Here is a 12,840-nt window from a genome sequence, read left to right on the forward strand (position 1 = left end):
GAGACAACTTAGTCCTAATTTGAAAATATTATAGCTCCAACATAATTAATACCCTTTCCATCTGTTTTTAAAGGGTGAATACTCATTTTATCGCGGCAAAAGTAGTGCTTATTTTTATTTCCTCCAAAGAATAATAGACAAATTTTAGCGTTCAGTAACTATCCGAGGGAAGTTTTGCCAAGAGTTTCTGTCAAATTGCTATTTTTTACTCCCTTTATATCCCCTATCTTTGCAACAGAGAAAACAAAAAGAAAGAATAGTATATGAAACTAATGAAAGGTTTATTGAGTGCTTTTGCCGTTGTATTGGCAACCACAGCTTGCGCAGGCAACAGCGGAGAAAATAAAAAGAGTAATGAATCAACTAAGGAGGACAATAAAATGGAAGTAGTAGCATTAAATAAAGCAGATTTTTTAAAGAAAGTATATAATTATGAAGCCAATCCGAACGATTGGAAATTTGAGGGCAGCCGTCCTGCGATCGTAGATTTCTATGCTACCTGGTGTGGTCCATGTAAGGTGATGCACCCGATTCTGGAAGAACTGAGTAAAGAATATAGCGGTAAAGTAGATATCTATCAGATTGATGTGGACAAAGAACAAGATCTGGCAGCGGCATTCGGTATCCGCAGCATCCCTACCCTATTGATGATTCCGATGAAAGAGGAACCTAGAATCATGCAGGGAGCTATGCCCAAAGACCAGCTTAAAAAAGCAATTGATGAATTTCTTCTGAAACAAAATAACGAAGCAAAGTAATAGACTTCGACTTTTTTCTCGTCATGGTGACTGCCCTCTATTCGTCTTTTGAAGATGGATAGAGGGCTAGTTCTAATTAGGCTCATTATAGTTTTCTCTGAACACCGTCGTCACCAACAACGTAATAAACCCCATTGTCTATCAATACAGCCCGTCCACGTTTTTTCTTCCAATTCTCCTTATTGTCAACATTGACAGCGATGACTTTACCATTATAAAAGGTTGAAATATCCTTGAAGATAGTGTGCCCCACAAGGATGTGTTTTACCATATAACGATCCAACATCATTTGTAAAGAGTCCTGTACCAACGGTTTATACTTGGGATCTTCTCTCACCAGGCCGCGATACCAGATCGGACCGTCATTGCCATACAGAAAATCAGTCAATGGAGAAAGTGCCTTACGCTCTTTTTTGCTCATGAAAAGTGCCCGGCTCATTTCCTCATTTACAGTGGGGATATTCAATTCCTTATCATAGAATAATTTTCCTAATCCGGCATGTACATATAAATCGGTTCCAATGATTTGCATTGTATTACGTGTTGCAAGCCAACGCCCCAATTCGGTATTTGTGCCGAATAATGAAGGATATTCCACTCCCAGTTTTTCTGCCAGCAATTTATATTTATCTTTTGTATAGCGAAGATCGTTGGACAACACCAGAGCCTCATGGTTTCCCAAAAGGAAAGAGACATGACCTCCTGCTTTAGCCGCTTCGTCTTCCAATTTATAGAACAGCCAAAAAATCTGCAGTACATCCTTGCCACGGTCAAAAATATCTCCGATAATCACCAAATGATTGCTACCGAAATTCCATTGATAGTTATCATTAATCACTCCATTTCCTTGCAACAGACTAATCACACAATCCAGCCGCCCATGAGGATCGGACATCACAAAAACTTTTTCCGGACGGGTATATTGCCACTCCGGTCTTTTTAATGGATGGAGTTTTACATCAAACGGATACCGTCCCTCATGATCCGTCACACGGAAACTGAAATCTTTAGGTAATGTCGCATAAGTCTTATCTGTAATCCGTCCTTTCTTATTGACATTAATAACCCGTGTACTACCGTCTGCCTGATAGAGTATATAGGGTCCGTCACCAGACAATTTCTCTTTTTTCTCTTTCTTCTTATCTCCTGAATGATAAGTTCCGGCCTGAATGCCGGAACTTATTAAAACGAGAACAAGAGTGGAAAGAAATAATCTCAAAAAACGAGTGCTCATATTCTTTTCTTTCTTGAAGTTTATTTTTTAATCGTTACTAATTCTCCTTCGTCATTGATGGCTTTAATATCATCCCCTTCAATAACTACGGCACGAGTTTCTTTTTCAAAAGCCTTGGGATGATTGACACAAATATCATATACCTTTTTATCATAGGTATACTTCACACGACTATTTTCCGTATGACCGATAATAATACGTTTGACATCATATTGAGCCAGAAGTTTATCTACATCCGCTTCTTTTATCGGACTGTACTCACTGCCAGTCTTAACCATTCCGCGATACCACAACGGACCGTTATAACTATCACTATAAAGGAAATCGGCAATCTCCGGATATTGTTTTTTCCGTTCCTCTTTTGAAAGGTAAATGCTCTTGCTCACCAGTTCATTGATTTCGGGAATCGTCTCTTCGCGTTCCATAAACGCCTTACTCAATCCTGCATGAACATAAAGGTTTTCACCTACAATCTGAATGGTGTTTTTAGAACGCAGCCAGTTACCCATCACATTCGTCAGTCCCCACATCTTTCCATAGGTCATGTTCATCGCTCTTTGCGAAAGAGTGTTGTACTTGGCATACGTATATTTCAGATTATCACGCATTATCATTTCTTCGTGATCCCCCAAGATGGTTGTCACTCTGCCACCAACGGCTTTCGCCTCAAATTCCAATTTGTATATGAGCCATAAAATAGGAAGCACGTCTGCCCCACGATCGAAAATATCACCATCAATCACCAAATGGTTACTGCCATATATCCATTCATATTTATCATTAATCACTTCCCCTGTTTTCAGAATAGCGGCAAACAAGTCGAAACGCCCGTGAAGGTCGGATACGGCAAATGTTTTAGCATACTCTGTACGGTCTTCCCATGCCGGACGTTCAAAATTCTCAATCTTATTAATGGGTACCTGAAAAAGGAGTTGATTATCATCCGAATACACATCCAGTTTCAATCCGGCCGGTAATCCGGACTCTTCACGAATGTTCAATGCATTATCTTTAGTCACTTCCAGAATTTTAAGTTTACCGTTTTCATAGAAAAGGTAAGGACCATCATTACGGAAATGAGTGATTTCAGCTATATCCGGTCCCACGGGAGTCAGATCTTCCCCGCACGAATAAAAGGCCGTGATGAACAAACCCAAAAGGAAATAGATGCTATATATCTTTTTCATAATTTCTATACGTTAATGCGTTAATTAATGCAATTCATATTCCGGATTCTGAACCATATTCTCATTGTACTCCATTTCGTGGTTAGGAACAGGAAGAACGATTTTATAATAACTCCAATCAAACTCAACTGCTTCATTGGGAACTTCGCTCAAATAGTCTTCACGTATCACTTTCTTGTTGTTTCTAAGCAGATCAAAGAAACGTTGTCCCTCGCCCCAGAATTCAATGCGACGCTGTTCAAGCACCAGATCCAAATTTATGTCTTCGTCCGCCACAGCATCCAGGTCCTTGCCCGTACGTGCATAAATCGGTTTCAGATACTTGCGCGTATTAGGTATATCATTCTTCTTAACCGCAGCTTCAGCCGCATTCAGATAGAGTTCCGACAAACGGAAAACCGGGATATTGGCATCTTCATACGATTTAGAACCTTGTGCCGGATATTTCAAACAATAAGGTTTACTGCTACTTGCCGTAGAAACCATCTGACTACGGACGTCATCGGAATTATCTTTCATGTAGTTTTTCCAATACTTTTCGGTAGCTATCAGATTATATTTCGTGCTAAGATAACCGATGGATGATTTTCCCGGACTATCAGTTGTCAGATTCACAATTTCGAACAACAGTTCACTATTGAACGGAGTAGCCCATATCTCGGCATATTCATCATTGGTCCACAACTTATAGCCTTGTTTTTCGGCACCTTTGACAGCTTCAGCAGCCACATTATACGCCTCACCGTCATTACCCATGTAGAGGTAAACCCGGCTCAATAATGTCATAGCCGCCCATTTATTGATTTTACCCTCTTTCTTTACCGGACGAAGCAGTTTCACCGCATCTGTCAGGTCGTCTGTGATGGCCTTATAACATTGGGCAGTCGTATTGCGGGAAGGTTTGATATTCTTATCTTCTACCACTTTATCAATAATGGGCACAGCCAATGATGCCCCGTTATCTTTCAGATAAGGATACCCGTAAATACGTGTCATATCGAACAGCAACAAAGCACGTATTGCCAAAGCCTCTCCTTTCAAATCATTATAATACTCCTGCTCTGTCAGTTTCTCCAGTTTCGGAGTTGTAATTTCCCGATCGGGAACAAGCTTTATCTTTTCAATATCCCTGAATAAAATGTTCAGGTTCTTACCAATACCGTAGTACATTCCCCAGAAGCCACTAGGTCCATTCGTCTTATTATACTTGAATGTATAGAAACTGACATTGGTGCTGGAAGACTTATAAGATTTCATGTCATCTCCCCTCAAATCACCATAGCAGAACATATCCGCTCCATAATAACTGGATGACTGCATACTGCTGTATGCACCGTTCAGCACAAATTCAAAATCCCTTAATTCGGTCAATGAACCGTCGGTTTCTATAGCTGTGGAAGATTGCAAATCTAACCAGTCATTTCCGCAACTACTCAATAAGGTTGCAAAGACACCTAAAGCTATATATTTTATCTTTTTCATACTTATTCATTTATAGATTAATGCACTTAGAATTTCACTTCCAAACCGAATGTATAGGTTCTCATCGGAGGAGTATCCCAACTAGGTGATGAACCCGATTCGGGGTCAATATAATCGTATGCCGCCCAAGTTAGCAGGTTATTGCCCGATGCATACAGACGTATATTGTCTATACCCACTTTCCGGGTCCATGTCTTCGGCAGTGTAAAGCCGAAAGTCAGATTCTTCAGACGAACATAATCTCCACTATATAAACGGCGTGTCGTAGCATAGTCTGTCATTGATATAGATCTACCGATCACAAAACGTTCAATGTTAGTTTCATCGCCCTCCTTCTGCCAGCGTTTCCGGTAATAAATAGGAATGTTCAGTGTTCCGTTGCCACCATGTTCCAGTTTGCTTGCCGAGCCGTCATAGTTCCATGCTCCAAAAGAGAAATTCACGTTAAAATTCAGATCAAACCACTTATAAGAGATGCTGTTACCCAGTCCACCGGTGATAGTAGGATCGGCACATTGCAGTATCACTTTTTCCGCACTACGAGGATCTTTAGTAGTTTCTTTGTTCAGGTTTCCATTTTCATCCGTCGTATTCTTATAAAACATCGGTTCGCCGTCTGCCGGGTCGATGCCTGCAAATTCAATCATGTAATAGGTAGAATAGGGCAAACCGACCTTATGAATAGATGTCCCGCTGGTTACTTGTTTCAAATCTCCGTCCAACTTCAGGATTTTATTGGCATTATGTCCCAGATTCAAACTGGTGCTCCAACGAAAATCTTTTGTCTCGATATTAGTTGAACGAATTTCCAATTCATATCCCTTGTTTTGTAATTTACCAATATTGGCAAGATAACTGGAGAAACCTGTTGCAAGAGATAATGGACGGCTGTAAAGCAGGTTTTTCGTTGTACGGACATAATATTCAAATGTAACATTCAGCCTGTTGTCGAAGAATCCCAAGTCGATACCGGAGTTGAAGTTGTAGTTGGTTTCCCAAGTCAGTTCCTTGTTTTCCAGTTGCGACTGCGTGATACCCGGATTGTCATTATAATTACTGGTCAGACTGCTCAATCCCATATAGCCATAATAAGAAGACGGCAATGTTCCGTTCACACCGTAAGAGACTCTAAGTTTCAGGTCACTTAACCAGTTCTGAAGAGGTTTCATAAAACTCTCGCTACTCACTCTCCATGCACCGGACAATGACCAGAAATTTCCCCAACGATTCTCTCTTGCCAATCGCGAACTTCCGTCTGTTCTCCAACTCGCTCCCAGATAGTATTTGTTGTCATAGTCATAGTTGGCACGTGTGATATAAGAAACAATACGCGTCGTACTGTTAGAACCTCCCATACTCTGATACACTACACCATTGTTCACTTCCGGTTTATCCCAGCGTGCAAAATTAGAGATAGTAGTTCCCAGCCCATCCGACTCCTTACTGTTGATTTCATAACCAGCCAAAAGGTCCAGATTATGTTTTTTCTTGATCTTTGTCTGATAAGTCAGGATATTAGACCATGTCATATTGGTAATATCATTGTAATCCTTGCTGAAACGTCCGTTATCATCGTCACCGTCACTGGTGCGCGGGTCTTTCCATGCACGAGACTTATTCATCACAAAATCATAGCTGAATGTAGACGCAAACTTGATTCCTTTCCAAATATCGAATGATGCATATACAGTATTGAAAGAACGAGTCGCATATTCTCTCTTAAAATTATAAGAATTTGATAACATCGGGTTACGGTCATCCAATTTGATTAATGCACGGTTCCAAGTGCCGTCTTCATTCCATATAGGGTCAGACGGTGTGGCTCCATTACGTGTACCGTAAATTGGAGAAGTATACGATGTACCCTCCGAATAAGTATCCTGATTCACTTTGGAGAACTGTATCTTTGCACCGATATTCATCCATTTAGCCATCTGATAGTCTACATTCAAACGTGCAGAAATACGTTCCAAACCGGAGTTTATCGTAACACCATCCTGCTTCCATATAACCAATGGACGTATAGTATTTAATCTTTTCCTGTCCGCCGGAAGCTGAAAACTCGTAATTCTGGTGGCTACCATTACGGAACAAATAATCATCCCAGTTCACAAAACCACACCAAGGAATCGGTGCATACTGGTCAATATTCGAATCGGCATAAGCCCATGCTTCATTCTCGGTCATTCCCTGATGAAGTCCTACCTCATCATCGGTCTTACCGCTATAAGTTAAAGCATAATTCCGAAGCCCCTCGTGAATCAGGTTACGACGTTCCTGTCCGCCCATCAATTCGCGGAAAGGCATGGCAAAATTAGAGAAGCCCCAATCCGATTTCAATTTAAAGACCGGTTTACCTGCTTTTCCTTGTTTCGTGGTAATAATGACAACACCATTCGCTGCACGCGAACCATAAAGTGAAGCAGCAGCGGCATCCTTGATAACAGTGATGCTCTCAATATCCGATGTATTCAAGGTAGACATTACATCCAAACCGGAATCACTACCGGATGCACCAATATTACCTGACAATACGGGAATACCATCCACCACATACAGCGGAGAATTGGAGGCATTGAACGACCCCATACCACGGATACGGATGGACGTTGACGAACCCGGTATACCCGAACCGGTATTCACGCTAACACCGGGAGCCGCACCCTCCAACATCTGTTGGAAAGATACATTAGGCACATCTTTCACAGCATCTGTCTTTACGATACTGGCAGAACCTGCATAAGCCGATTTCTTGAAAGTACCATATCCCGTTACAATCACTTCGTCCAACAGGTTATTATCCACTTTCAGGATTATACTCATCGGCTTGCCGGGAGTTGCAACGACTTCCTGTGACGTATAACCGATATAAGAAACCATCAGAGTCACTTTCTTGTCTGTAACTTCCAGATGAAAATTACCGTCCATATCAGTCATCATACCGTTAGTTGTACCTTTCACGATGACATTAGCTCCGATTATCGGCTCTCCACTATCTTCAATTACTTTCCCTGTAATCGTATATTTCTCACGTGCAACAGTTTCCGTCCTAACGGGTTCAGCCTTACGGATGGCAATTACTCCATCATGAACTGTATAAGTCAGTCCGCTATTTCGCAGGCATTTGTTTAGCACTTCAGAAATCAGCTCATTCTTCACATCCAGATTTTCCACTCTGACTTTCTTCGCATCATTTGTGCTGTAGATAAAGGTAAAGTCCGTTTGTTTCTGAATTTCCCAAAGAACCTCATTCAGTGTTACATTTCTGAATTTGGCTGTAACCGTGGTCTGTGCGAATACAGATGCGCGCATCAGCCCTGAAGTCGTAATACAGAGAAAAAGGAACATCATACAAAGACGTTTTCCATATTTCCCAAATCTGGCAACATTACGTAGTTTTTCCATAAAACAGGGATTAATGATTAGTGAATATTTTGATAGTTTTTCCTTCTACTGTGACAGTTACTCTACCCGTTTGCTCCAACAATTTCACCAATGGGGTAATCTCATTATAGCGGTTAACATAGCAACCGAAGCGTAACTCCTTGGTCGCCTCATTCTCATAGACTACATCCATATCATACCATCTGGCAAGAGTTTTCATGATGTCGTCCAACCGCTGATCTTTGAAATTGATCTTTCCATGTATCCATGAAGTATAAAATGCAGTATCTACATTGCGTACATTGATCTGGTTGCTGCCCGGAGTAATACAAGCCTGTTCCGATGGTTTCAAAATCCGGTTACTTCCATTTTCAGTCTGTACTTTTACAGAACCGCTGACAAGTGTAGTCTGATATTCTTCGTCTGGGTAAGCTGATATATTAAAAGTAGTTCCTAATACTTCTATTTTCATCCCTTTGGTTTGCACGATAAAAGGCTGTCCGGTTTTGCTTACTTCAAAATAGGCCTCTCCTTCCAGTTCTACCAAACGGCGATCCTGTGCAAACTGAACAGGGAACCGAATGGAACTCATGGAATTCAACTGTACTTTACTTCCATCGCTCAACGTCAGCTGATATTCACCACCACGAGGAACATTTACCTTATTATATGCAAGTTTCTCGGATGTCCGGGCGGGAGCCTGCTGATAATTCAATGCTATAGAATCCACCTGAATGACTGTACCGTCTTTTTCTTTCAATTCCACACCGGAGGTGGACTTCAAATCAATTGCTTCTCCATTATCCAGAATAAGAACGGCTTTCTTACCACCCGGAACAATTTGCTCCGTTGCTTGAGATAACGGCTGGGGTTCATTACCGCTCTTATATATTGCAACAGTAGCAATAGCCACCGGAAAGATGAAAATGGCAGCATATTTACATATATTCAATATCCGGTTTCTGAACCGATGGCGTTGGATTTTTCTTTGCACTCCCTCCCATCCGTCCTCTGCATGGAAAGTTTGCCGCTTCTGCATATTCTGCTTTATGTTCTCTTCTTTGCAGATTTCCTGAAAAAGGCGTTCGTTTTCGGGTGATTCATTTCTCCACCGGGTCAATACCGCCTGTTCCTCTTCCCCAATTTCATCAGATAAGTATCTGGCAATGAGTTTTGCAATATAGAAATGTTGGTTTATCATAATTCACATGTTTTAATCGTTGTTTATACTAAAACAGGTGAATTGAAAATCAGGGTGTATTGAAAATGTTTTTTTTAAAAAGAAACTATAAAAAGTAAAAAACCAAGTAATAATAGTCTTTCAAATATACACGTAATTTACGGTAGGCAATCTTTTTCTGGGAGTGTACCGTTTCGCCGGAAATATTCAGTGTTTCAGCAATTTCCGGATTGCTTTTTCCTTCAAGCGCCAGTTGCATAATGCTTTTCATTTGTGGTGGCAGTTTTTCAATGGCCTCCACCAATATCCGGTAACTTTCTTCTGCTATGACCTTGTCTTGAAAAAAAGAATCTTTACTCATTTCCAAAACTTTCTGTGCATACTCGTTCATTACCTTGGTATGCTCCAATTCATTCAAAGATTTATTGCGTACTGACGTATAGAGGAATGATTTAATCTGATGCACATACATGAAATCATCGCGCAACTGCCACAACTTCACAAAGCACTCCTGAACAATATCAGCCGCTAATGCATCATTTTCGACATACTGATTAGCAAACATACATAGAGATATGTAATATTTGTCGAATATAGAACGAAACTGCGTCTCATCAGTTAACTTAATACTAATATAGTCTGTTGTGCCAATCACGTATTCTTTATTTTGGTTACAAATATACCATTTGAAAATTATGTAACCAAACAAAAATGAAAAATCACAATCTTTGTTTCATTACAAAACCCTCAAAAAAGTCGTCCCGGTAACTATTACCAATAGCAATTTCATACAATTTTATAAATATATCATTATTGTCAAATGATTCGATGTGATCGGTATTGACTATATAGGATTTATTCACCCGCAAAAAAATAGATTTGGGTAATAAATCGAATATAGCTTTCAGACTCATGCGAGTAATGATACGCTGGTCGTTCAGTTGAAGAATGACGTAATCTTTCAATCCCTCAATAAAAAGGATATCGGAGAAATTCACTTTGAAATACCGGCGTTCTGCCTTTACGAAGAAATATTCAGCGGCAACAATCGTTTCGATAGCTTCTTTCTCTTCTTTCAATAATAGAGAATGGTAGGATAACGCTTTATCCACTGCCTTTTGAAAACGTTCCGCTTCGACAGGCTTGATCAGATAGTCGATTGCATCTACTTCATAGCTATCCAACGCATATTCTGTATAAGCTGTGGTGAAAATAACCAGTGTCTTTTTGGAAATCGTACGGGCAAACTCTATTCCTGTAATCCCGGGCATCTGAATATCCAGAAAAACCAGATCGACTGCCTGTTGCTCCATAAAGTCGGAAGCAGTTGCAGCACTGTTAAAACTGCCTATCAACTGGAGGCTATCGAGTTCGTCTATCAATAACTTCATGGCCTCACGTGCCAAGGGTTCATCATCTACAATGATACAATTCATAATGTTATACTTAAAATTACAGAATAGAGATTTTCATCTTCTTTTTGCTCCAACTTATAATGTTCAGGATACAGTAATCCTAACCTACGCTGAATATTGGCAAGTCCGATTCCACCGACTTTACCCTGCCGGACTGCAACAGCCGGTTTAGAATTCTCACACCGGAATTCCAACCGGTGAGCATCCACCTTAAAAAAGACATGGACATACGAAGAATGCTCACTATCAAAACTATGTTTCACCGCATTTTCCACAAAAGGAATGAATAATAAAGGCTGAATCCAAATGGAATCCACTTCTCCCTCCTGCCTCAACGTAAACTGGAAATTGTCACGGCGTATCTTTTCCAAATTCAGATAGTCATTCAGGAAACGGATATCCGAAGCCAACGAAACTCTTTCACGCGAACTGTCATTAATCTGATACCGTAGCAAATCTTCCAGTTTGAAAAGTACTTTGGAAGCTTCTTCCGGACTTTTCTTTATCAGGACATTGGCATTATTCAGCATATTGAAAAGGAAATGCGGATTGATTTGATTCTTGAGAAATGTCAGTTCGGATTGCAAAGTAGTGGACTCGAGTTCGTCAATGCGCAGATTGTAGCGAAGCCAATGGGTAAACAGAGATATTGTCGTGGAACCTGCCGTGAGAAATCCGATAGTGAGCAACCCGGAAATCACATTGATAGCAGTTGTATACGGATCAGGATTACCCGGCAGAATCACCTCGAAAAGCAATCCTTGAGTAACCGAAAGAAAGATAATCACTGCTATATTTGTAGCTAAAGCCGCCAGCACATACCTCCCCCAACGATTCTTCAGCAAAAGACAGGGAACCAATAAATATAAATTGACATATATCACTATGTTCATTGATGCAAAATACACAAAGCATCCTCCCAAACGACGCCAGAGGGAAACACCCTGCAAAGGCTCATACCCAAAAACATTGATGGCAATCAACAAGAGCACCGCCTGTAACAGCAAATGCCTGTATATCCTGTAATGAGGACTCAACAGAAAAGAGGGGACTGTCAACTCTTTTATGCTTTTATCATTCCGGTTTCTGCCCGTCCTGCCTTTATCATCTTCTTTCCATCCCATCATTCGCCTCCTTTCAGTTCCAGTTGTATACTACATTCCGTCAATAATAGCCCGTAACGATTGCCATACAGCAAGTTCAATCTCTGCCTGATTTGTTCCAGCCCTCTATCCGCCGACAGATTGACTTCCGGACAAAGGCAAGTAAACCGTATCGTGCCCTGTTCCGCTTTCAGATGGATATTCAAAGAAACAGGAGCCGATACCTGCTGTTCACTTATCTGCTCCACTATATGTTTCACAAAAGGAACGAAAAGCAAGGGCGGAACCAACATCCGGTTCACGTCTCCTTCCGAAGTAAACAAGTAGCTGAACCGGGGCTGAAAATTCTGTTCCAATGTCAGGTAGTTGGTAAGGAAAGTAATTTCACTGCCAAGCAAAACTTTGGCCCTACTGCAATCATAAAGTTGATAACGGAGCAACTGGCTTAATTTCATCAATATCTTCGAGGCCGTTTCCGGATCGTCCTGCGTGAGTTGTCCCGCACGATGCAGTGTCTTGAAAAGGAGTTCGGGACTCACCTGTTCCTTCAACTGCTCCACTTCCGACAGCACATGGGCTTTTTCCATTTGCGAGACACGCTGATGGTCTACCATCCACTCTTTCAAAAGCAACGTCACCGCCCCTCCTATCATGCAGAGCGTGGTCAGCAAGAAGGAAGAAATATAATCCATTATCATAGGTAGCGAGAAGTAATATTTCCGCACCTGAAGCTCCGGCCAATTTGAGAAAACAGTATATTCCGTTACCATCTGCATTACGAGTGCGGCTATCATGGCCGCAGAGAGCAGTGACAGATAAGCCAGATAACGTCTTTTCAGCAAATATTGCGGAAATAAGTGAAAAAGATTCAGATAGATCACGGCAAGATAGGCGAGCAGGTACAAAAAGGTAAACACATAAACCCATCCCCCCAATACCTCCCGGTAGTCTATAAAAATAATAAAGACCTGATTTAAGGAAATCACACTTAATATGGCAACAAGCAGCAGATAACGCCCCCATCGAAGCTCCGGGCTTGTGAGAAATCGGTACAATAAGGTGGATTCTTTACTTGCCGTAGCAGTTTCAGTTATCAT

The 12,840-nt window shown here is 41.0% G+C and carries 9 protein-coding genes and 1 pseudogene; 1 reads left to right on the top strand and 9 read right to left on the bottom strand.

The genetic code is table 11. From position 1 onward, the window contains the following. The first annotated feature begins 263 nt into the window (after positions 1-263). Positions 264-758, top strand: a complete 495-nt coding sequence (trxA, locus tag NXX38_RS22765) for a thioredoxin (protein WP_217721082.1) — start codon at positions 264-266, stop codon at positions 756-758. A gap of 85 nt (positions 759-843) precedes the next feature. Here the strand turns inward: trxA and NXX38_RS22770 are convergent, their stop codons facing one another. From NXX38_RS22770 to NXX38_RS22810, 9 genes and pseudogenes are all read right to left on the bottom strand, one after another. Next, positions 844-1,992 (bottom strand): metallophosphoesterase, encoded by a 1,149-nt coding sequence (locus NXX38_RS22770; protein ID WP_258981250.1) that lies wholly within the window; start codon positions 1,990-1,992, stop codon positions 844-846. Positions 1,993-2,012: 20 nt separating this feature from the next. Then, positions 2,013-3,179: a metallophosphoesterase gene (locus tag NXX38_RS22775; protein WP_217721084.1), complete on the bottom strand. Its 1,167-nt coding sequence runs from the start codon at positions 3,177-3,179 to the stop codon at positions 2,013-2,015. A 24-nt stretch (positions 3,180-3,203) separates the two neighbouring features. Beyond that, the gene (locus NXX38_RS22780) at positions 3,204-4,661 is read right to left on the bottom strand and encodes a RagB/SusD family nutrient uptake outer membrane protein (RefSeq protein WP_258981252.1); all 1,458 of its coding nucleotides are present in this window, start codon (positions 4,659-4,661) and stop codon (positions 3,204-3,206) included. Between the two features lie 26 nt (positions 4,662-4,687). Continuing rightward, a pseudogene (locus NXX38_RS22785) lies at positions 4,688-8,066 on the bottom strand (TonB-dependent receptor). Positions 8,067-8,076: 10 nt separating this feature from the next. Beyond that, positions 8,077-9,246, bottom strand: coding sequence for a FecR family protein (locus tag NXX38_RS22790; RefSeq protein WP_258981254.1), 1,170 nt, complete (start codon positions 9,244-9,246; stop codon positions 8,077-8,079). A gap of 85 nt (positions 9,247-9,331) precedes the next feature. After that, positions 9,332-9,880 (bottom strand): RNA polymerase sigma-70 factor, encoded by a 549-nt coding sequence (locus tag NXX38_RS22795; RefSeq protein WP_148364879.1) that lies wholly within the window; start codon positions 9,878-9,880, stop codon positions 9,332-9,334. Positions 9,881-9,944: 64 nt separating this feature from the next. After that, on the bottom strand, positions 9,945-10,661 hold the full coding sequence (locus NXX38_RS22800; RefSeq protein WP_258981256.1) for a LytTR family DNA-binding domain-containing protein: 717 nt from the start codon (positions 10,659-10,661) through the stop codon (positions 9,945-9,947). Then, a complete protein-coding gene (locus NXX38_RS22805) occupies positions 10,658-11,767 on the bottom strand; it encodes a sensor histidine kinase (RefSeq protein WP_370540820.1) in 1,110 nt (369 codons plus the stop codon). Before NXX38_RS22805 ends, NXX38_RS22800 begins: the two co-directional genes overlap by 4 nt. Beyond that, positions 11,764-12,840, bottom strand: coding sequence for a sensor histidine kinase (locus tag NXX38_RS22810; protein ID WP_258981257.1), 1,077 nt, complete (start codon positions 12,838-12,840; stop codon positions 11,764-11,766). The genes NXX38_RS22805 and NXX38_RS22810 overlap by 4 nt, the downstream gene beginning before the upstream one ends.

Source organism: Bacteroides sp. BFG-637, assembly GCF_024793605.1.
GTDB classification, from domain to species: domain Bacteria; phylum Bacteroidota; class Bacteroidia; order Bacteroidales; family Bacteroidaceae; genus Bacteroides; species Bacteroides vicugnae.